18 protein-coding genes and 1 pseudogene are annotated in these 21480 nt (G+C 70.7%); 9 read left to right on the top strand and 10 right to left on the bottom strand.

Annotation, left to right across the window (positions count from 1 at the left end):
* Positions 1-66 precede the first annotated feature (66 nt).
* The 3 genes from BJ958_RS17905 to BJ958_RS17895 all read left to right on the top strand — a co-directional run bounded on the left by BJ958_RS17905 (position 67) and on the right by BJ958_RS17895 (position 5854).
* Positions 67-3408, top strand: a complete 3342-nt coding sequence (locus BJ958_RS17905; protein WP_179728254.1) for a UvrD-helicase domain-containing protein — start codon at positions 67-69, stop codon at positions 3406-3408.
* A complete protein-coding gene (gene recD, locus BJ958_RS17900; RefSeq protein WP_179728253.1) occupies positions 3405-5174 on the top strand; it encodes an exodeoxyribonuclease V subunit alpha in 1770 nt (589 codons plus the stop codon). The genes BJ958_RS17905 and recD overlap by 4 nt, the downstream gene beginning before the upstream one ends.
* 68 nt (positions 5175-5242) lie before the next feature.
* Entirely contained in the window at positions 5243-5854 is a 612-nt protein-coding gene (locus tag BJ958_RS17895; RefSeq protein ID WP_179728252.1) for an ACT domain-containing protein, read from the top strand.
* A gap of 86 nt (positions 5855-5940) precedes the next feature.
* Here the strand turns inward: BJ958_RS17895 and BJ958_RS17890 are convergent, their stop codons facing one another.
* The 3 genes from BJ958_RS17890 to BJ958_RS17880 are packed head-to-tail and all read right to left on the bottom strand — an operon-like array spanning position 5941 to position 7131.
* A complete protein-coding gene (locus BJ958_RS17890) occupies positions 5941-6387 on the bottom strand; it encodes a nitroreductase family deazaflavin-dependent oxidoreductase (protein WP_179728251.1) in 447 nt (148 codons plus the stop codon).
* Between the two features lie 37 nt (positions 6388-6424).
* Complete coding sequence (trxA, locus tag BJ958_RS17885) at positions 6425-6751, bottom strand: thioredoxin (protein WP_273518875.1); 327 nt, start codon at positions 6749-6751, stop codon at positions 6425-6427.
* Positions 6748-7131 (bottom strand): MerR family transcriptional regulator, encoded by a 384-nt coding sequence (locus tag BJ958_RS17880; protein WP_179728250.1) that lies wholly within the window; start codon positions 7129-7131, stop codon positions 6748-6750. The genes trxA and BJ958_RS17880 overlap by 4 nt, the downstream gene beginning before the upstream one ends.
* A 73-nt stretch (positions 7132-7204) precedes the next feature.
* Between BJ958_RS17880 and BJ958_RS17875 the strand changes: the two genes are divergently transcribed.
* Positions 7205-8149, top strand: a complete 945-nt coding sequence (locus BJ958_RS17875) for a 1,4-dihydroxy-2-naphthoyl-CoA synthase (protein ID WP_179728249.1) — start codon at positions 7205-7207, stop codon at positions 8147-8149.
* 189 nt (positions 8150-8338) lie between these two features.
* On the opposite strand, the pseudogene BJ958_RS29380 reads toward BJ958_RS17875, so the two are convergent.
* The 5 genes and pseudogenes from BJ958_RS29380 to BJ958_RS17850 all read right to left on the bottom strand — a co-directional run.
* Positions 8339-9352, bottom strand: a pseudogene (locus BJ958_RS29380) (tyrosine-type recombinase/integrase); the annotation flags it as partial.
* A 26-nt stretch (positions 9353-9378) separates the two neighbouring features.
* Positions 9379-9642 carry a helix-turn-helix domain-containing protein gene (locus tag BJ958_RS17865; protein WP_179728248.1) on the bottom strand — a complete coding sequence of 88 codons (264 nt, stop codon included), beginning with the start codon at positions 9640-9642 and terminating at the stop codon, positions 9379-9381.
* Between the two features lie 9 nt (positions 9643-9651).
* Positions 9652-9867, bottom strand: a complete 216-nt coding sequence (locus BJ958_RS17860; RefSeq protein WP_179728247.1) for a helix-turn-helix domain-containing protein — start codon at positions 9865-9867, stop codon at positions 9652-9654.
* Positions 9868-10128: 261 nt separating this feature from the next.
* Entirely contained in the window at positions 10129-12813 is a 2685-nt protein-coding gene (mobF, locus tag BJ958_RS17855) for a MobF family relaxase (RefSeq protein ID WP_179728246.1), read from the bottom strand.
* A gap of 485 nt (positions 12814-13298) precedes the next feature.
* The gene (locus BJ958_RS17850; protein ID WP_139622382.1) at positions 13299-13901 is read right to left on the bottom strand and encodes a TetR/AcrR family transcriptional regulator; all 603 of its coding nucleotides are present in this window, start codon (positions 13899-13901) and stop codon (positions 13299-13301) included.
* 83 nt (positions 13902-13984) lie between these two features.
* On the opposite strand from BJ958_RS17850, the gene BJ958_RS17845 reads away from it, so the two are divergent.
* Positions 13985-15352, top strand: coding sequence for a flavin monoamine oxidase family protein (locus BJ958_RS17845; RefSeq protein ID WP_343052824.1), 1368 nt, complete (start codon positions 13985-13987; stop codon positions 15350-15352).
* Between the two features lie 81 nt (positions 15353-15433).
* Here the strand turns inward: BJ958_RS17845 and BJ958_RS17840 are convergent, their stop codons facing one another.
* Positions 15434-16051 (bottom strand): MBL fold metallo-hydrolase, encoded by a 618-nt coding sequence (locus tag BJ958_RS17840; RefSeq protein WP_179728244.1) that lies wholly within the window; start codon positions 16049-16051, stop codon positions 15434-15436.
* Between the two features lie 202 nt (positions 16052-16253).
* Between BJ958_RS17840 and BJ958_RS17835 the strand changes: the two genes are divergently transcribed.
* Both BJ958_RS17835 and BJ958_RS17830 read left to right on the top strand, forming a co-directional pair.
* Positions 16254-16976 (top strand): FadR/GntR family transcriptional regulator, encoded by a 723-nt coding sequence (locus tag BJ958_RS17835; protein WP_158296520.1) that lies wholly within the window; start codon positions 16254-16256, stop codon positions 16974-16976.
* 106 nt (positions 16977-17082) lie between these two features.
* Complete coding sequence (locus tag BJ958_RS17830; protein ID WP_158296519.1) at positions 17083-17859, top strand: MBL fold metallo-hydrolase; 777 nt, start codon at positions 17083-17085, stop codon at positions 17857-17859.
* 21 nt (positions 17860-17880) lie between these two features.
* On the opposite strand, the gene BJ958_RS17825 is transcribed toward BJ958_RS17830, so the two are convergent.
* Complete coding sequence (locus tag BJ958_RS17825) at positions 17881-19131, bottom strand: PucR family transcriptional regulator (protein WP_179728243.1); 1251 nt, start codon at positions 19129-19131, stop codon at positions 17881-17883.
* 162 nt (positions 19132-19293) lie between these two features.
* Between BJ958_RS17825 and BJ958_RS17820 the strand changes: the two genes are divergently transcribed.
* A complete protein-coding gene (locus BJ958_RS17820; RefSeq protein WP_179728242.1) occupies positions 19294-20145 on the top strand; it encodes an enoyl-CoA hydratase/isomerase family protein in 852 nt (283 codons plus the stop codon).
* Positions 20146-20171: 26 nt separating this feature from the next.
* Complete coding sequence (locus BJ958_RS17815) at positions 20172-21368, top strand: MFS transporter (protein ID WP_218865844.1); 1197 nt, start codon at positions 20172-20174, stop codon at positions 21366-21368.
* Positions 21369-21480: the final 112 nt, after the last annotated feature.

The following is a 21480-nucleotide window of genomic DNA, read 5'->3' as shown; positions in this document are numbered from 1 at the left end:
CCGCTTCGCTCCCCCGAACAACGCCGCGGGGGCCCCGGTCTCCCAGCGGATTCCCCCTCGGAGAGCATGACTCCCTTCGACATCCGCGGCCCGCTGCCGACCGGCACCACCCTGCTCGAGGCCAGCGCCGGGACCGGCAAGACCTGGACCATCGGCGCGCTGGTGACCCGCTACGTCGCCGAGGAGGGCGTGCCGCTCGAGCAGCTGCTCGTCGTGACCTTCGGCCGGGCGGCGAGCCAGGAGCTGCGCGAGCAGGTACGCCGCCAGCTGGTCGAGGCCGAGTCCGCGCTGGCCGGGACCCTGGCCACGCCGCCCACCGAGGTGATCGAGCAGCTGCTCGACTGCCCGCCCGAGGAGCGGGCGGTGCGGCACCGCCGGGTCAGCCAGGCGCTGGCCGACTTCGACGCGGCCACGATCGCCACCATCCACCAGTTCTGCTCGCTGGTGCTCGACTCGCTCGGTGTCCCGGGCGACACCGACGCCCGGGCCCGGCTCGTCGAGAACCTCGACGACATGCTGGTCGAGGTCGTCGACGACCTCTACCTGCGGGCGTTCGCGCAGCTGCCCGCCGGCACCGCACCGGCGTTCACCCACACCGAGGCGCTCGCGATCGCGCGGCGGGTCGTGGGCGACCCGCAGGCCGACCTGGAGCCGGCCGACCTGCCCCGGGACGACCCGGCCGGGCGGCGGGTGGCGTTCGCCGCGGCCGTGCGCCAGGAGATCGACCGGCGCAAGCGCCGCCTCGGCGTGCTGTCCTACGACGACCTGCTCGCCCAGCTCGCCCACGCGCTCGAGAAGGACGACTCGCCGGCCCGGGCGCGGATGCGGGCGCGGTGGCGGATCGTGCTGGTCGACGAGTTCCAAGACACCGACCCGGTGCAGTGGAAGGTGTTCGACCGGGCGTTCAGCGGCCACGCCACGATGGTGCTGATCGGCGACCCGAAGCAGGCGATCTACGCCTTCCGCGGGGGCGACGTGACGACGTACCTCACCGCGGCGGAGACCGCCACCACCCGCCAGACGCTCGCGGTCAACCGGCGCAGCGACGCCGACCTGGTCGCCGGGTTCGGGCGGCTGCTCGGCGGTGCCGAGCTCGGCGACCCGCGGATCGTCGTCCACGACGTGCAGGCCCACCACCAGGAGTCCCGGCTGGTCGGGGCGCCGAGGCCCGCGCCGTTCCGGGTGCGGGTGGTGCGCCGCGAGACGTTCGGCAAGCGCGGCGGCACCAACCTCACCGTCCACCAGGTCCGCCCCCACATCGCCCGCGACCTCGCCCACGACATCCGGGCGCTGATCACCAGCGGGGCGCAGTTCGAAGGACGCGACCTGCGACCCGACGACATCGCGGTCATCTGCTACCGCCACGCCGACCTGGCCGCGGTCCGCGCCGCCCTGCAGGAGGTCGGCGTCGCCGCCGTCATCGCCGGCGGCGGCAGCGTGTTCGCGACGCCGGCCGCGGTCGAGTGGCTCTCCCTGCTCGAGGCCCTCGAGCAGCCCCACCGCACCCCCCGGGTGCGGGCAGCGGCGCTCACCTCCTTCCTCGGGTACGACGCCGCGACCCTCGATGCCGGCGGTGACGACCTCAGCGACGACCTCGGCGACCGGCTCCGGTCCTGGTCCGAGGCGCTCGGCCGGCGCGGCGTCGCCGCAGTCGTCGAGGCCGCGACGTCCGGTGGCATGCCCGAGCGGCTCCTCGGCCAGGTCGGTGGCGAGCGCACCCTGACCGACCTGCGCCACATCGGCGAGGTGCTGCACGAGGCCGCGCTGCGCGAGCAGATGGGCGCCGTCGCGCTGCTGGCGTGGCTGCGCCAGCAGGTGCTCGAGGCTCGCGACGGTCGCGGCGCGGAGCGGACCCGCCGCCTCGACTCCGACGCCGATGCCGTGCAGCTCGTGACGATCCACGCGAGCAAGGGCCTGCAGTACCCCGTCGTCTACCTGCCCTCGCTCGCCGACCGCTGGGTCGCGCAGACGGCCGACAAGCCGCTCTTCCACGACGCCGACGGCCGCCGCTGCCTCGACGTCGTCAATGCCGGCCCCGACTGGGCCGACCACGTCCGGCGCTGGAAGGACGAGGAGAACGGCGAGTGGCTGCGGCTGCTCTACGTCGCCCTCACCCGCGCCCAGAGCCAGGTCGTCGCCTGGTGGGCGCCGACCAGCAACGCCAAGGCGTCCCCGCTGCACCGCCTGCTGCTCCGCGGTCCGGCGCCGGACGGCAAGGGCCTGAGCAGCGTGGTCCCCGTCGACCCGCCGGTGCCCGACGAGGACGCCGCGACCCGGCTCTTCGCGACCTGGCGCGACCGGGGCGCCTTCGTGCCCGAGGTCGCCGAGCCCGCGACCGAGCTCCCGCCGCTGCCGCAGGAGCCGCCGGCCGAACTGGGCGCCCGTGGGTTCACCCGGTCCGTCGACACCGGGTGGCGGCGTACGTCGTACTCCGCGCTGAGCCACGTCGACCTCGGCGCCCCGGCCCCGGGCGTCGGCAGCGAGCCCGAGATCGAGCCGAAGGACGACGAGGACCTGCCGCCGCTGGTCGAGACCGCCGCACCCGACCCGGCGCTCGCCCTGCCCTCCCCGATGGCGGGTCTGCCGCTCGGTGCGACCTTCGGCTCGCTGGTCCACGCGGTCCTCGAGCACGCCGACCCCGCGGTGCCCGACCTGCGTGCCGAGCTGCTCGGCCACATCGCGGAGCAGCTGACGTGGTGGCCGGTGGCGCTCGATCCCGAGGAGCTCGCCGATGCCCTCGTAGCGGTGCTGGACACGCCGCTCGGGCCGCTGATGGACGACACGACGCTGCGCCGGGTCGGCACGACCGACCGCCTGTGCGAGCTCGACTTCGAGCTGCCGCTCTCCGGCGGTGACCACCCGGTCCACCAGGCGCGGTCGGCTGACGAGGTGCTGCTGGGCGACATCGCGTCCCTGCTGCGCAAGCACCTGCCGGAGGGCGACCCGGTCCGTGCCTACGCCGACGCGCTCGACAACCCGCTGCTCGGAGGCCAGGTGCTCCGCGGCTACCTGACCGGTTCGATCGACGTGGTGCTCCGGCTGCCGTCGGCCGACGGCGACCCCCGCTACGTCGTCGTCGACTACAAGACCAACTGGCTCGGGCCGACCGACGAGCCGCTCACCGCGGGCGCCTACCGGCCGAGCGCGCTCGACGACGCCATGGGGCACTCCGACTACCCGCTCCAGGCCCTGCTGTACGCCGTCGTGCTGCACCGCTTCCTGCGCTGGCGCCAGCCCGGCTACGACCCCGTGCGTCACCTCGGCGGGGTCGCGTACCTCTACCTGCGCGGCATGTGCGGTCCGCAGACGCCCCGGGTCGACGGCAACCCGTGCGGCATCTTCACCTGGCAGCCGCCGGTCGAGCTGGTCGTCGCGCTGTCGGACCTCCTGGACGGGGCGAAGCCGTGACCGAGATCTTCGAGCCGACCTCGCCCCACGACCCGCGCCTGGCCCGCCGGGTCGACGGGTTGCTGGGCTCGTTCAACACCGCCGGGGTCGTGGACGCGGCCGACGTGCGGGTGGCCGAGCGGGTCGCTGCGCTCGCGGGTGAGGACGACGAGCGGGTGCTGCTCGCGGCCGCGCTCGCCGTCCGCTCGGTGCGTGGGGGATCGGTCGGCCTCGACCTCGACGCGCTGCCCGACCTCGACGGCACCGGCCTGCTCTGGCCGGACCGCGCCGAGTGGGTCGCGGCGGTCGAGTCCTCCGTGCTCGTGTCCGCCGAGGTGCTGCACGTCGAGCACGACCTGGTCTACCTCGACCGCTACCACCGGCTCGAGCGCCAGGTCGCCGACGACCTGACCGCCCGCATCGAGCTCGGTCCACCGCCCCTCGACGAGGCCGTCCTCGCGGCCACCCTGCAGCGGGTGAGCGGCGAGCACCTCAGCGCCGAGCAGGCGGCCGCGGTCGAGCACGCCGCCCGCCACCGCACCACCGTGCTCACCGGCGGCCCCGGCACCGGCAAGACCACCACCGTCGCGCGCCTGGTGCTCGCGCTGGCCGACCAGTTCGCGGTGGCCAACGAGCGGCGGATGTCGATCGCGCTGGCAGCGCCGACCGGCAAGGCCGCGACCCGGCTGCAGGAGGCGGTCTCCGCCGAGCTCGGTGCCCTGGGGGCGCTGGGCGACGCCGACCACCAGCTCACACCGCCCGAGGCGATGACCCTCCACCGGCTGCTGGGCTGGCGCCCCGACAACACGACGCGGTTCCGCAGCGACCGCGGCAACCGGCTCAAGTACGACCTCGTCGTCGTCGACGAGGCGTCGATGGTCGACCTGACCATGATGGCCCGGCTGCTCGAGGCGGTGCGCCCCGACAGCCGGCTGGTCCTCGTCGGCGACCCGCGCCAGCTCACGTCCGTCGGCGCGGGGGCCGTGCTCTCCGACCTGGTCGCCGGCTTCTCCGAGCACCCCGACTCGCCCGTCGTCGCCCTCACCGAGAACCACCGCTCCACCGAGGAGATCAAGGACCTCGCCGCCGCCCTGCGCGACGACTCGCCCGACGCCGCCGACCGGGTGATCGAGGTCCTGCGCGCCGGCACCGGCGAGGTCGAGTGGCGCAACACCGACGACCCCGTCGAGGCACTGCAGGCCGAGTGCACCGCTGCAGCGCTGCGCGTGCGGACCGCCGCGGTCGACGCGGGGCCCGAGCCCGCCCTCGCCGAGATCGAGGGCTTCCGCCTGCTCTGCGCCCACCGCGACGGCCCCTACGGCGTCCGGGTCTGGAACCGGCACGTCGAGCAGTGGCTCGCCACCGAGCTCGGAGCACCCCTCGGCTCGGCCTGGTACGCCGGACGCCCGCTCCTCGTGACCAGCAACGACTACGCCCTCGACGTCTACAACGGCGAGACCGGTGTCGTCGTGACCGACCCGTCCGGCAGGCCCCGCGCGTGGATCGCCGGCGCCGGCGCGCCCCGCCCGTTCGCCCCGGCCCGCCTCGACGCGATCGAGACCATGCACGCGATGACGATCCACAAGAGCCAGGGCAGCCAGGCCACGCGGATCGCCGTACTGCTGCCGGAGGAGGGCTCGCGCCTGCTCAGCCGCGAGCTGTTCTACACCGCGGTCACCCGGGCGCGGGAGAGCCTGCTCGTGGTGGGGTCCGAGGCCGCCGTACGCGCTGCGGTGACGACGACCGCGCAGCGCGCGACCGGCCTGCGGCACCGGCTCGCTCCCTGACCTTGACCTCGGGCCCAACCGGTGGGCCTGCAACCCGACCGAAACCTGGGCGGGTTAGTGTCGAGACCATGCCATTCCTGCTCCGCGTGCTGCTGCCCGACGTCCCCGGTTCGCTGGGTCGCGTCGCGACGGCGATCGGTATGGCGGGTGGCGACATCGAGGCGATCGAGATCGTCGAGCACCGCATCGACGACGGCACGGCCGTCGACGACGTCCTGCTCGAGCTGGAGCAGGGCATGATGCCCGACTCGGTGGTGTCGGCGTGCAACGCGCTCGACGGCGTCGAGGTGCTCTTCGTCAGCCGCTACCCGGCCGGTGGCAACCTGATGCTCGACCTCGAGGCGGTCGAGGAGCTGACCGCTGCACCCGACCAGGCCTTCGACAAGCTGATCGACCTGCTGCCCGCGACCTTCCGCGTCGACTGGGCCGCGCGCGTGCACCGGGCGAAGGGTGTCGTCCACGGCACGAGCGCCGCGCCGGACGAGTTCGAGTTCATCGAGATCGAGTCGCCGACCCGGCTCGAGTCCCCCGAGGGCGAGGTCACCCTGTTCGCGGCCGCGCGGCTCGACGGCAACGAGATCGTCGTCGTCGGCCGTCGCGGCGGCCCGGACTTCGCCGACTCGGAGATCATGCGGCTGGGCCACCTGTGCGGCCTGACCGTCACGATCGCGAACAGCTGACGGTGCCAGTTTCACCGGCCGGCCGGTGAAACTCGTGCTTGGACGAGGAAGCATCGTCGTCCAAGCGCCAGTTTCGTCGTCCAGGCTCAGGCGGCGACCGGCTCCAGCAGGAACACGGGGATCTCGCGGTCCGTCTTCTCCTGGTACGACGCGTAGGTCGGCCAGGTCGCGACGGCGTGCTCCCACCACCGGGCGCGCTCCTCGCCCTCGGCGAGGCGCACCGTGTACGGCTTCGGCTGGGGCCCGTCCTGCAGGTCCACGAGCGGGTTCGCGACGAAGTTGGCGTACCAGCTCGGGTTCTCCGGGGCTCCGCCCTTCGACGCGATGGCGGCGTACACGCCGTCCTTCTCCACCCGCATCACCGGGTTCTTGCGCAGCTTGCCGGACTTCGCGCCGACCGAGGTGATCACCACGATCGGGTCCTTCGAGCCGCGCAGGGTGTTGGCCTTCGTGCCGCCCGAGGCCTCGTACTCCGCGACCTGGTCGCGGACCCACTGCTGGCTGCTGGGCTCGTACTCACCGTGAAGTGTCATGACTTCCCCAAGGGCGCCGGGCGCCCGGCTATTCCGGTCAGCCGGCGAGGGCGTGGTCGATCTCCCGGTCGAGGGCGGCCTTCGGGCGGGCGCCCCGCAGCTCGTGGACCGGTACGCCGCCGCGGAACACGATCATCGTCGGCAGCCCCATCACGCGGTACCTCGCCGAGGTCACCGGGTTCTCGTCGCTGTTGAGCTTCACCACGCGCAGCGCCCCGGCCCGCTCGTCGGCGATCCGTGCCAGCGCCGGCGCGACCTGGTGGCACGGGCCGCACCACTGCGCCCAGAACTCCACCAGCACGGGCTGGTCGGAGGCGAGCACCTCGGTCTCGAAGTCGGCGTCGGTGATCTCCTGCAGGGTCATCGCTTCTCCTGGTCCTGGGGGTTGGTCGGGTAGTTCTCGGCGTCGCGCAGCAGCCCGGACAGCTCGCCGCGCAACCTGCTCAGCTCCTCGATCCGCTGGTCGATCTCGGCGATCCGCAGCCGGTACGCGTCCAGCGACGACGGGCACACGTCGGCCCGCTCGTTGCCCGCACGCAGGCACTCGACGAACGGCACCGTCTCGTCGGCGGTGAGGCCGAGGGAGAGCAGGGCGCGGATCTCGCGTACGACGAGCACGTCGGCGTCGTCGTACTCCCGGTAGCCGTTGGCCGCCCGCTCCGGCGTGATCAGGCCGCGCGACTCGTAGTAGCGCACCGCCTTCACGCTCACGCCGGCGCGTGCGGCGAGGTCCTTGATGAGCACGGGAGTGACGGTAGACCTTGCCCCTGGGGTCAAGGTCAAGCCCGGGATCCGGGAGGGGCTAGCGTTCGGTGCCATGAGTGCGATCGAGGGCGTGAGCGAGACGTTCGACGCGAGCCAGTGGGACGTCGTCCCCGGCTTCGAGGACCTGACCGACCTGACCTACCACCGCGCGAAGGCGCACGGCACGGTCCGGATCGCGTTCGACCGCCCCGACGTCCTCAACGCGTTCCGCCCGCACACCGTCGACGAGCTGCTCCGCACCCTCGAGCACGCCCGCCAGTCCGCCGACGTCGGATGCGTGCTGCTCACCGGCAACGGCCCGAGCGCCAAGAACGGCAAGTGGGCGTTCTGCACGGGCGGCGACCAGCGGATCCGCGGTCGCGCCGGTTATCAGTACGAGGACGTCTCGGCCGGTGCCGGCGACACGGGTGCCGAGGAGCCGAGCCCGATCGACAAGGCACGCCTGGCCCGCCTGCACATCCTGGAGTGCCAGCGCCTGATCCGCTTCATGCCCAAGGTCGTCATCTGCGTGGTCCCCGGCTGGGCGGCCGGCGGCGGCCACAGCCTCTTCGTCACCTGTGACCTCGCCCTCGCCTCCACCGAGCACGCCCGCTTCAAGCAGACCGACGCCGACGTGGGCTCCTTCGACGGCGGCTACGGGTCGGCGTACCTCGCCCGGCAGGTGGGCCAGAAGTTCGCTCGCGAGATCTTCTTCCTCGGCCAGGAGTACTCCGCCGACGACGCCGTCCGGATGGGTGCCGCCAACCGCTCCGTGCCCCATGCCGAGCTCGAGGCCACGGCGCTCGAGTGGGGACGCCTGATCAACGGCAAGAGCCCCACCGCCCAGCGGATGCTCAAGTACTCGTTCAACCTGCTCGACGACGGCCTGGTCGGCCAGCAGCTCTTCGCCGGCGAGACCACGCGGCTCGCCTACATGACGGACGAGGCGCAGGAAGGACGCGACCAGTTCCTGGAGAAGCGCGAGCCGGACTGGTCGCCGTACCCCTGGTACTACTGAATCGGCCTGTTTGCGCAGGTCAGAGCGTTGCGGACCCTCTCTAGTCCGCAAAAAGTCCGCAAAATTCGAGAGAGGTCCCTCCGCTGGGCCCTCAGACGCGCCTCCGGCGGGCGTCGCCAGCGCTTGCCGCATCAGGTCAGCGGCTGCCGCCCGGGTGCGGTCTTCGGCCGTCGGCCACAGGTGGCTGTAGGTGTTGAGCGTGGTGGTCGCGCTGGAGTGGCCGAGTGCCCGCTGCACCGTGACGACGTCACACCCGGCCGCGATCAGGCCGGAGGCGTAGAAGTGGCGCAGGTCGTGGAGCCGGATGCGGGCGAGGTGGGCGGCTGAGCGGGTGGCCCGCCACCGCCAGTGAATGGCGTTGTCGTACATCGGCTCGTCGCCGACGGTGAACAGCCAGTGCTCCGTGGTGCGCTCCCTGACGTGGTCGCGGACGTGACGGGCGAGGATGCTCACGAGTTGGTCGGGCAGGTAGACGGTTCGCTCCGAGCCGTACTTGGGAGCACGCAGGACGTACGTCGACCCCTCCCGCTGGAGCTGCCGGGTGACCGCGAGCTGCCCGCGCGCCAGGTCGAGATCGCCGAGCTGTACTGCGGCGGCCTCGGCCTTCCTCAGGCCGGCGAAGGCGCAGAGCGCGACGTAGGCGCGGAAGCCCTTGCGTGTCGAGACCCGCTCGCTGTCGGCGTGCTCGAGCAGACGTCCCACCTCCTCGACCGTGGGGATCCTCATCGCGGCGTCTGCCCGGCGGCGTCGGGGCAGGACGACGCCTGTGCACGGGTCAGCGGTGATCACCCGCTCGGTGACCGCGGCCCGGAAGACCGAGCGGACGACGACGAACCGTGTCTTGATGGTCGTGGCCGCGAGACGACTGCTCTGGTCCTTCACCCACTCCTCGATGTGCGAGCGACGAATGCTTCGCATCGCCAGGTCGGCGAAGGGCACCGATCGGGTGGCGAGGTCGGCGTTGGTCCGGGTCGAGGACACCCACAGTTGCCGGGCCGACCATCGCTCATAGAACTCTCGGAACGTCACCTTCCCCGCGTCGGGATCGACGTAGGTCCCGGTCAGGACGGCGGATGCGACCTCGTTGAGCCAGCGCTGCGCGTCGATCTTGCGGCCGAAGTGGCGGGACCGCTCGCGCCCTTGCTCGTCGCGGTAGCGGGCGCGCCAGCTACCGTCGGGCCGCTTGGCAATGTTTCCGGCCATGGCTGCTCCCTTCCTGACTTCCAGTGTCAGTCGTCGGCGGCGGAGCGTCGTGCGCTCCGCGCAGCCTGTGGAGAACCCTCGGGCTGACGACCCTGCTCTGCGCGCCAGAGCACGAGGTCGGCGCGCCAGTAGCGGACGTGGCGCTGGATCTTGAAGCTGAACGGGCCGGTGCCGCAGTAGCGCCAGTAGCGCATGGTCGCGACGGGGACCCGGAGGAAAGCCGCAGCCTCGTCGATGGTGAGCATCTCGTCGTTCGCGTGGTCGTCGTTGTCGGGACGGGCAGTGGACATCGGGCACTCCTAGCGCGAGGCGTTGACGGGATTGGTGAAGCGCCGGACTTCGGCGACGGTCGTGTACAGCCGGCCGGTGCCGTTGAAGCGCCAGAAGCGTGGGCCGACGCCGCGTCGGCGCCAGTCGCGGACGGTGCGTTGGGGGATGTGGATGAGGGCGCAGAACTCCTCGAAGGTGAGCAGCGCGCTGTCGTTCCACTCGGTGGGGACGTCGATCGGGTTCATCAGGTGGTCCCTTCGGTGTCGTGGATAGTCACCTAGGTCCGGAGAGGCACTGGGAGCGATCAGTTCCTGACGAGTGATCTCGACGGGTGCGATCCCGGACGGACCGATGATGACGACGCAGGTACCCCCTTTTGCGCCTCGAGGAGGGGGATACCTGGGGGGAACCTGGTGTTTGCGCAGGTCAGCAGGTTCCCCTAAGTCGTTTTCCAGATGGTCTTGACGCGGTGCCGGTGACGGTGCCGGTGACGGGTGCGGGGAGGTTCAGAAGCCGATGGTCGGGCTGGGGGGAACCTGCCGGACGGGTAGGGGAAGCTGATACTCGGGTCGCCTTGGGCGTGGGGTGGGGCCGTAGCGGTCGATGTCGTCCAGGGCACGTTCGCGCGCACGGGCGGGGCCGAGATCGGCCCGGTCACGGGCAAACGTCGTGAGCCACTGCTGACGGGCGTCCTCGACGCTGTCGGCGACGAGATGGGCGGTGTTGGAGTGCCGGCCGCGGGTCATGGCGACGTAGGTCGCGGCGGCGCCGGTGGTCTCGTTGAGGGCGAAGTGGGCGTGGTCGACGGTGTCGCCCTGGGCGCCGTGGACCGTGGTGGCGTAGGCGAGCTCGACATGGGCCTGTGCGTAGTCGCGGGGGAGGGCTCGGGTGCCTCGGTCGCCTCGGATCTGGAGGGTGCCATGGTGATCGGTTCCGGTAATGGTCCAGCGGTCGCGGTTGGCGACGTCGAGGTCGCGGTCGTTGCGTCGGGTGGTGACCTGATCGCCGATCCAGAGTGGTTCGCCGGACCGGGTGCGACCGACCGGAGCGTCGCTGGAGTCGGCACCGTGGCCGGAGCGGTGGTCGGCGTGGCGGCGGTCGCGGATGCCGGCGTTGAGGTCGGCGACCTGGTCCCGGGTGTCGGTAATGACGGTGTCACCGTCGGCCCCGGCCCCGATGAGGGCGGCGGTGCGTTCGACGTCGCTACGGTGGATGACGATGGCGCCGCGGCCGAGGAGCTCGTCGAAGACGTGCACCGGACGGTTGCCTGTGCGCATCAGCAGGGACAGCTCGGCGTAGGCCGGATCGGTGAACCGGTGGACCGCGTCGAGCGCGACCTGGGCATGGGCGGGTGCCCAACGGGTGGCGTGGTCGAGAACACCGCCGCGGCCGACGGCGGGTAGCTGGTGGCGGTCACCCATGAGAGCGAGCCGGGCGCCGGTCTCGTCGGCGATGGTGAACAGGGCGTGGGCGGTGTCCTGGTCGAGCATCCCGGCCTCGTCGACGAGCAGCAGGTCGCCCGGCGTCAGTCGTGCTCGTGGGTCGAGGAGATGTCGGCCGGCACGGGCGTCGAATGGTTCGCGTGTCCAGCGGCCATCGGCGTCCCACCGGTAGCCGTACTGATGGGCCAGCCAAGCTGCGGACGACGCCGGGGTGCCGACCTCGGCCTCGGCGACTCGCGCGGCGCGCAGGGTCGGCGTCACCACCATCATCCGGCGCTCCTCCATCCCGAGGACTGCAGCGGTCGCCGCAAGTGTGGTGGTCTTGCCCGCGCCGGCGGCGCCCTCGACGACTACCAACGGACTGCGACCAACGAGCGTCGCGACCACCTGCCGCTGACCGGCGTCGAGGCGCCGCCGGGCGACGACGGGACCGATCCGGACCGGTCGCGTCGCCGACGGATCCTGACCGCCTTGGTCAGCGCGCCGCGCGATGAGGCCGATCAGGTCCGTCTCGACCGCGAGCACCCGCTCGGAGGTCAGCGAGCGGATGTGATCGGGAACGTCTTCACGGTCCACCAGCCGAAGACAGGCGCCGACGGTTCGGGCGGTGAGGTCTTCGACCAGCTCGCGTCGCACGACCGGTTCTACGACGACGCCGGCGGTCGCGACGATCCGTTCGACCTCGCCGCGGACGTCCGCGCTGTTCCACGACGAGCGACGTGACCCGAGCCGGGTGAGCACCAGATCGGTGACGCCGTCGCGATCGATCCCTCCGACCGAGGCAGCCGACAACCTTGCGGCAACGATGGGCGGTCGGAACCCGAGGTCGTGGAGCTCCTCGCGCCACCGGGCGACCAGCTCGGAGCCGTCGGTCGGGACCACCTTGTCCGGCCGCGCCTCGGCCCACGCCCGCCGGTCCCAGGCCCGCCGCAGCCCGGTGCCGGGCTCTTGGCCGGGGTGCTCGGCGCGCCACTGGGCCTCGTACCGGTCGACGTGCCGGCCGATCTGCGCCGCGCGGTGGCTGAACTCGCCGGCGAACGGAGCCAGTTCCGCGATCTCGCCGGAGTCGGGGGCGAGCGTGTACCCGTAGGCAGCAAGAACCTGACGGAACTCGAGGTCGCACATGACAGCGGCGTGACCGATGCCGTTGATGGCCTCGATCGAGTCCATGACCCCGACCGAGTGCAGACCTCGCCACCGTCCTTGGGCGAACACTCGGGCGTTGATCTGGAGGTGCAGATGGCGGTGCGGGTCGCCAGCACGGGAGGTGTAGTGCCGCACGACCGCGGCCTCGAGCTTCTCGACGGGGACCTGGACCTGCAGTCCGCGTGGTCCGATCCGGGTCGTCGAGTGTTCCGCCAGCCAGTCGATGATCTCGACCGCCGCCCGCTCTTGCACGGCGTCGTACACGTCACCGATCTCAGGGTGCAGCGATGCGGCCAGCGACCACGTCTTCGGACCATTGACAACGACTTCGACGAACCGCAGCCCCTTCTCGTCCGTGCGCAGCCGGCCCTTCGGATGCCGGTTGGTGTCGTAGCCCGCGACCCATGCCTCGTACCCGTCCCCGTCGAGGTCGCCGGCCGCGGCGACGGTCGTGCCACCGTCAGGAATTCGCGTCGCGACGAAGCGCTGCGCCACCCCGGAACCCTCAGTCAGGTAGTAGTCATCGGCCCGCGAGCGGTCTGCCTCCACGTAGGTCCGGGCTGCCTTCGCGCAGCCGCGGTAGAACTTCACCCCACCGTGCATGGCCCGAGTCACCGCCCGTCACAACTCGTCAATCACCCCAGAAATGACGCACGGCCCGTCCCAAGGGGACGGACCGAACTACGAACCTTCGTAGCATGCGTGCCGCTCGGTGTGGAGGTTGTGAAGGGCGTTGCCGGAAGTGGTGGGTGAACTCGTCAATGGACGTCATGAGGGGCGAGACGACAACGATCCGAAGCGTGCTGGTGCGATCGTGCTGGCGGCTCCGAGGTCTTACGACGAGACTCGGGATCTAGAACCTGCTCGACTTCCAACGCCAGTAGCCATGGCTTACGTAAGTCGGGCCGCCGTCCTCCCGGACAGCGGCGACTGCCAGGAGCGAAACGAACGCACCGAGCTGAACGTCTCTTCGAGTGTGCGTGCTCAGGCGCGGGGCATGTGCACGTCAGCGCCTTGGGATGTGTCGGGCAGCCGAGATGCCGGGCATCGCGACGACCGCGGCAGGTCAGATCTCGGTTCGCAGTTTGTCAGCCGCCTGCTTGCGGGGCTGCAAGGGAGTGCAACATCTTGAGAAGTCGTTCCAAGTCGATCATCGCGCGGTCGTGGGCGGGGTCGGCGAGGTACTGGAGAATGAGACCGTCGGTGCCCGCCACGGAGAGCCGGGCCAACTCATCGAAGGCGATGGCGCAAACCTCGCCTGCGGCGGTCGCTGCTTGCTCAAACAGCTCGCTCGCGACCGACACGTATGACTCGTACTGCAGGCGAGCCAGGGCGCTCTCTGAACGCACGGAGTAGGTCGTGAGCTCGTACTGCACGATCTGACCGCTCGTATCCGACTCCACCAGGTGGCGCCAGTAGTTCATCATCGATTGGCGCAGTGCGTGCTCGAGGCCGCGATCGAGATCCACGTCCGTGCGCAGCACGGCCGCAAGATCGCGGATCACGGTGTCGATCACGGACCGCAGGAGCAGCTCCTTCGTCGGAAACACGTAGTGCAACGTTCCCAGAGGGACGCCCGCTTCGGTCGCAACGGCGCGAAGGGTCAGACCCGCGACGCCGGTCGCTCTCAGGACCCGGAGGGTCGCGGCGACGATCTGCTCCTCGCGCTCGGCTGCTCTGACGTAGGCCACGGGACTCCTTCTCTTTTCGAATGCCGGAGAACTCTTGCACGGACAACGTGATCCACCTAACGTAAGTCGGACAACCGACCGAAATTGAGGACAAGATGGATTGCGACGTCGTAGTGGTAGGTGCTGGGCTGGCAGGGCTGACGGCCGCACGGGACCTCCTGGCAGCAGGCCAGAGGGTGATCGTGCTGGAGGCGAGAGACCGCGTCGCCGGACGTAACCTGGGCGGCCATCTCAAGAACGGCGTCGCCGTCGAGATGGGCGGGCAGTGGATCGCTGAGGGCCACACCGAGGTGCTCGGGCTGGTCGGCGAGCTCGGCCTGGAGACCTTCGCTTCGTACGACGACGGCGTTCCGATCACCCTCTTCCGCGGTCAGGTCACCCGGGCCACCGACCTGAGTCAGCTTGGCCTCACGCCCACGGCCGCCCCGGAGGTCGACCGGATGGCCGGACTGCTCGCGGAGCTGGCGGAGACCGTCTCGCTCTCAGCCCCGTGGCTCACCGAGGAGGCGGCCACCCTGGACGCCACCACCTTCGCGGAGTGGGTCCGCTCGAACACCACCGAGCCTGAGGCGGTGGCGTACTGGCAGGCGCTGGTGCGTGGTGTCTTCGCCGCAGAGCCGGCGGAGCTCTCCCTCCTCCACTTCCTGTTCTACGTCAAGTCGAACACCAGCCTGGAGGTCCTCATCAGTACGACGGGCGGCGCGCAGGAGCAGCGTGTCGTCGGCGGCACTCACCAGATCTCCGAACGCCTGGCCGAAGGTCTGGGCGACGTGGTTCGACTCGGCAGGCGCGTCACCCGGATCGTGCAGACCGACACCGGCGTCCACGTGCATGCAGACGGTGCAGAGGTGACTGCTCGAAGGGTGATCGTGACGGTTCCGCCGGCTCTGGCCGGGCGGATTGACTACGAGCCCGCCCTGCCGGCGCAGCGCGACGCGCTGACCCAGCAGATGCCGATGGGCTCGGTCATCAAGACGCAGATCGCCTACCCGAAGCCCTTCTGGCGTGAGGCGGGCCTGAACGGCCTCGCCAGCAACTTCGACGACGGCGGGCTCAGCGTCACTCTCGACAACTCGCCGCATGACGGCTCCTGTGGGGTGATCGTCGGCTTCTTCGAGGGGGCAGAGGCGCGCGCGGTCGCCGACCTGACGCCGGAGCAGCGCAAGGACTTGGCTATCGAGTCGCTCGTCACATTCTTCGGCCCGGAGGCGGCAGACCCCATCGACTACGTCGAGCAGGACTGGATGGCCGAGGAGTTCACCCGGGGCTGCTACGGGGGACGCCTCGGGGCCGGCGCGTGGACCAGCTTCGGTCCGGCCCTCGCCGCGCCGGTCGGTCGGATCCACTGGGCAGGTGCGGAGTCCGCGGAGGTCTGGAACGGCTACATGGAGGGCGCCGTCCGCTCGGGGCAGCGGGCCGCCGCAGAGGTGCTCGGCGGACTCTCCTCGTAGGACTACTCGACAACTGGTACAACCAGATCCGGCCGGTCTCCCCGAGGGAGACCGGCCGGATTCGTACGCCGAGGACCAGGCTCAGCGCGGCGTGGTGTTCGTCGGCTCGAAGGCGGGGCCGTGGCCGGGCACGATGAGGATCGGGTTCAGGCCCAGGATCCGCTCACGGTGGGAGTGCAGCAGATCCGCGTTGACTGCGAACGGGTCCTCCTCGGGAACCGTGGCGGTCCACCACAGGTGGGTGAAGACGACAGGGCCGTCCTTGGTGAGGACGAGCGTGGTGATGTCCTGCTCGGTGTGCCCCGGGGTCTGGATGAGCTTCACCCCGGGTGCGACCTCGGCGCCGTCAGCCATCCGGCTGTGCCACTGATCGTCCTTGTAGATGCCCCACACGTCATGCGTGCGGGCGTTCTCGAACAAGGCGATGTTCAGGGCGTGGTCGGGGTGGTGGTGGCTGATGACCACGTCGGTCACCTCTGCCGCGGAGAATCCCCGCTCGGTGAGCGGGCCGAGGACGGCCGAGCGGCTCCGGATCAGGCCGGGATCGTGGATGATCCGCTGGTCGCCGCTGCGGACGAAGGAGACCGTCGCCGCGACGCTGCCGGTCTCGCCCAGGCCGCCGAGCGGCCAGGGTGCGTAGCCGTCGCTCAGGACCCCCCAGTCGTCGACCGCGGTGTCGGGGAGGGTGATGTCGTCCATGGGAACTCCTTCGAAGGGCAGGCCGGCGCACCGTCCGGCATGGATGCCTGCATTCAACGGCGCCGTCGTCCGCGCGGAAAGTTCTAGACTTGGACCATCGCACGGCGCCCGACGGGGGAGCCAGCGATCCCTGGGGGCGGCGGAGGTCGTACCCTCCTGTCGGACAACGGACATGCGCGGTCGCCCGAGGAGCAGACACAACGTGGTACGCCCGATCGAGAAGATCAATCGCGACAGCGTCGCGCAGCAGGTGTTCAGCGATCTCATGTCGCGCATCCTGGCCGGCGAGTTCGAGCCCGGGGTGAGGCTGCCGGCCGAGCATGCGCTGTCGGAGAGCTACGGCGTCAGCCGCGCGTCCGTTCGGGCCGCACTGCAGAAGCTCGCGACGCTCGGTCTGGTCGAGAGCCGGGTCGGCGAGGGCACCTTCGTGCGCGACAGCTCGCTCGAGTCGCTCTCCCGAGAGGTCAGCCCCCTGGTCGCGCGCGACTCCATGACTCCGCATGTCACCGAGTTCCGGGAGCTGATCGAGAGGGCGTCGACGTCGTTGGCGGTCGAGCGGGCGAGTGACGCGGAGCTCGACCGCTTCGTCGAGCTCGCCGACAGTCTGCTGGCTCGCGCGGGCGAGCACGATCTCGGGACCTATCTCGACGACGACTACGAGTTCCACCTGGCGCTGTGCAAGCTCAGTCACAACCCGCTCTACGAGTGGATGTACGGCAGCATCCGCGACCTGTTCAAGCTGCGCATCCGCTCGAATCTCGACAAGACGGCCGAGGCCTACCCGGACGCGCTCAAGGCGAGCGCCCAGACCCATCAGCTCTTTGCGCAGGCGCTTCGACGTCGTGACGAGGCGGGCGCCCTCGCGCTGATCCACTCGATCGTCAATCTGCCCCCGTCGCTCGTGGAGCCGGGCGCCGACCGGTAGCGCCTGCGCTGGACAAGACCGGTGCGGCCATGGTTCGGTGAGTCGTAGGCTGTCCGACAACCGACAGATCCCCTCATCGATGGAACCCCGGACCGGAGGAACAACCGTGCACCTGACCTACACCCTGGTCGGCGGAGCGACCAATGTCATCGACTACGCCGGACTGCGCATCCTCGTCGACCCGACCTTCGACGCGCCGAAGACCTACCACCACGACGGCGTCGAACTGGTCAGGACGACGACGCCGGCGATCGCGGCGAGCGACATCGGCGCCGTCGACCTGGTGCTGATCACCCACGACCATCACATCGACCACCTCGACGCGGCGGGCCGCGCCGTCGCGCTCGCCGTCGCGACCGTCGTCACCACCACGGACGGTGCCGGACGACTCGGCGGTGAGGTCAACGGGCTCGCCGAGTTCGAGTCGATGCAGGTCCCGCTCCCCGGCGGTGGCGCGATGACGATCACCGGCCTCCCCGCGCAGCATGGTCCCGAGCCCCTGTGCCAGGTGATGGGACAGGTCCTCGGCTTCCTGCTCGAGGCGCCCGGTGCTCCGACCGTCTATCTCACCGGTGACAACTACTCACTCGACGTCTCCAAGGAGGTCGCGGCGCGCATCGCTCCGGTCGACGTCGTGGTGATGTACGGCGGTGGCGCCTGCTTCGACGGGGTGAACGACGGGGAGATGATCACGATGCCGAACGACGGCATGGTCGAGGTCGCCCGACTCGTCGAGGCGAAGCGGATCGTCCCGTGCCACACCGAGGGCTGGCGGCACTTCACCGAGGGTGCCGACTCGATGCAGGCGGCCTTCGAGGCGGCCGGTCTCGGCGATCGCTTCCTGCCGGTACGCCCGGGCGAGACGATCTCCGTGACCGTCTGATCAGCGGGTGGTCGCGCCCCCTCAGGCGTCGAGCAGCCGCAGGGCCAACGCCAGCGTCACCATTCCGCTCGAGTGGGTCGGGTCGTACCCGGTGAGCATCGCGATCCGCCGCAACCGGTAGGCGACGGTGTTCGGGTTGACGTGGAGGTCCTTGGCCGTGCGCGTCATGTTGAGGTCGTTGGTCACGTAGGCGCGCAGCGTCGGCACCAGGTCCGCGGAGTGCCGCTCGTCGTAGGCCACCAACGGCCGCATCGCCTCCTCGAGCAGCTCCTCGGCGTACTCGCTGTGGACCAGGATCCGGTCGAGGATCACCTCGGAGAAGAGGACGGCCCGGCCGCGCCGGTGCTGTGCGGCGGCGACCGCGGCAGCGTCCTGGGCCTCGCGGAACGAGCGGGGGATGCCGTCCAGGCCCTGGTGGGGGCGTCCGACGCAGACCCTCCAGAGCGGGTTGCGCGCAGCCAGCTCGTGAGCCGCGGCGACCAGGGGATCGCCCTCCATCCGGTTGGCCAGCCGGACCAGGCACAGCACGTCGCTGTCGCGTACGCCGAGCAGCATCTTCACCTCGGCGGCGAGGAGGTCCCGGCAGGCCTGCAGCACATCGAGGGACTCCGCCCGCAGCCGTTCCGGCGCGACATCGGTGAGCCGGACGAGCATCACGACGACCTCGCTCTCCCCCGAGAGGTGCAGCCGGGCGAGCTCGACCCGGGCCCGGTCGGAGAGGGCCTTGCCCAGCAGCAGGCTCTCGAGGACGTCGCTGCGCAGCACGTCGCGTCCGCGGAAGGCGCCGGCGGACTCCTCCACGTAGACCTGCGCCAACGTGATCGAGAGCAGGTCGACGTAGGCGAAGATCGGTGTGACCAGCTCGAGCGCGCCCTGCTGCAGGGCAGGGTCCGCCTCGGCCTCCGTGAGCACCGCCTGCCAGACCTTCGCACCCCAGATCCGATAGCTGTGGAGCAGTGCCGGCAGGCTCACCTCCTGGTGGACCCGTCGGGACGCGCTGCGCCGGATGGCCTCCACGTTCGCGCGCATCGCGGTGTCCTCCTCCAAGAGTCCCTCGAGGAGATCGCTGATCGTGAGCAGGGCCGTCGCCAGGATGTCGTCGGAGACCGTCAGCCGTCCGAGGCCGCTGTAGTCGACCACCTCGTGCTGGACGTCGGCCACGATCGCCCGCGCCAACTCCTCGCGGCGCAGCAGCAGGCGCTCCACCAGTCGACGCGCGTCAGGGGACAGCTCGGTCGCGGGCAGCGGAATCGCGGCGTGGCCCTCATCCATGAGCGGACGCCCCTTCGGCTCGGCGGGAGTTCAGGAAGTACGCAAGGGATGGCATCGGAAGTTGTCGGACTTGCGCTAGCAGGCGCCAACGGCAAGTAGGCACGATCACGTGCCGACAGTACCGAGCGGCATCGGCCGCGCTGCAACTGGAGAGACACGAACATGACAACCGTAGAACCGGTCACCGTCCCCAGGGTCGACGCTCACGACGACGGGCCGGTTCGCGTGCTCACCCTCTGCAACGAGCCCAAGCGCAACGCCTTCAGCGGAGATATGGCCGCCCGCCTCAAGGAGCTGATGCACGAGGCGGACGCCGATCCTGCGGTGCGGTGCATCGTGGTGACCGGTGCCGGGACCACCTCGTTCTCCGCCGGTCACGATCTCCGCGAGGTGCTCGAGGATCCCGAGACCGCGGGCGACCCGGTCGCCAACGCTGCGTTCACCACTCCACCCGAGCTCGGCACGCCCGTCATCGGCGCGATCAACGGCAATGCGTACGCCGCCGGGTTCATCCTCGCCTTGAACTGCGATTTGCGGATCGCCGGTCGCAATGCCCGCTTCTGTGCGGTCGGCGCCAAGATCGGACTGGTGCCGGTCGGCGGCCAGCTGAGCCGGATCCTCGACGTCCTCACCTATCCGACGGCGTTCAAGCTCCTCGCGACGGGAGTGCCGATGGACGCCGACGAGGCACTCGCCTGCCAGTTCGTCGCCGCGGTCTGCGATCCGGCCGACACGGTCGACCGCGCCGTCGAGCTGGGCAAGCAGATCGCGTCGGCGTCCCCGGCGGTCGTGCGCGCCGTGAAGACCGGGCTGCGGGTGACCCGGAGTCAAGGTCTCGACGTCGGCATGGCTCTCGAGCCGGCGCTCGCCGCGGCGATCCGACCGCTCGCCGACGGCCAGGAGGGAGTGGCGGCCTTCCTGGAGAAGCGCCCCGCGACCTACCCGGACCATCCGCGAGACCTCCAGGACCGCCTGGACGCCGTCGTCGCGGCTCACCTCTCCGGGCAGAGCTGAGGATGTCCCGAGCCCCCGGGATCTCCATGCGACCGGTCGTGGCCGTGGGCCTGATCGCGGCCAGCACCCTGCTCTCGATGAGCGCCTGGTTCTCGGCGACCTTCGTGGTGCCTCAGCTCCGGGTCGAGTGGGGACTCGGGGCCGCGGAAACCTCCGCACTGACGATCGCCGTCCAGCTCGGCTTCGTGGTCGGAGCTCTGCTCTCCGCAGCGACCGGCCTCGTCGACGCCGTGCCGGGGCGGATGCTCATGTGCATCGGCGGACTGGGGGCCGCGGCATGCAATGCGGGACTGCTCCTCTGCGACGGCGTGGGAGGGGCCCTCCCGCTGCGGATCCTCACCGGGATCTTCCTCGCCGGCGTCTATCCCCCTGCGCTCAAGGAGGTCTCGACGTGGTATCTGCGCAGCCGCGGCAAGGCCCTCGGCGTCATGATCGGGGCGCTCACGATCGGCTCGGCACTCCCGCACCTCGTCGGCGCCGTCGGCGGCGTGGACTGGCGCGTGGTCATCGCGACCACGAGCGTGCTCTCGGCAGCCGGTGGCCTCGTCGTCTGCGTCGTCCGGGGTGAGGGCGCGCACCCGTTCCCTCGACGTCCGGTCAGCCTCGCGGCAGGCTTCAGGTCGATGCGCAACCGGGACGTGGTGCTGGCCAACCTCGGCTATGTCGGTCACATGTGGGAGCTCTACGCGATGTGGGCCGGAGTGGGCGTCTTCATCGCCGCGCTGCCGTCCGTCGCCCAGCGTCCGAACGGCGACAATCTCGCCGCGCTGCTCGCGTTCGTGTGCATCGGGACCGGAGCCGCGGGCTGTCTCGTCGGCGGCGTGCTGGGGGACCGGTGGGGTCGTCCTCGCGCGGCGCTGACCGCGCTGATCTGCTCGGGAGGCACGGCGCTGGTGCTCGCCGCGACGTACGACGCGTTCCCGCTGACCGTCACCGTCCTGCTCTGCGCGTTCTGGGGGTTCTGGGTGATCGCCGACTCGGCCCAGTTCTCGGCACTGGTCACCGAGACGGCGGACCCCGACTACGTCGGCGGAGCGCTGTCCCTCCAACTGGCCTTCGGCTATGTCACCACGATGGTGTCGCTGTGGCTCGTCCCGCAGTTGGTCGAGCACGTCTCGTGGCGCGCCGCGCTCGTCGCGCTGGCGCTCGGTCCCGCCGTGGGGATCCTCGCGATGATCGCCGCCGACCGACGAAGGGCCGGCTCCCGTGCGCTGGCCGCCTGACGCGGGAGGTTCAGGAACACCCCAACCAGTCTCGCGATAAGTCCTCTCTCTTCCCATAGAGGTCACCGCGTCGGGCTCGGCACTCTCGGTGGACGACCGCGTCCCCTGCCGG

This window comes from Nocardioides kongjuensis, assembly GCF_013409625.1.
In the GTDB taxonomy this organism is placed as follows: Bacteria; Actinomycetota; Actinomycetes; order Propionibacteriales; family Nocardioidaceae; genus Nocardioides; species Nocardioides kongjuensis.
The sequence above is the reverse complement of the archived record's forward strand: the minus strand, read 5'-3'. Positions and strand labels throughout refer to the sequence as shown.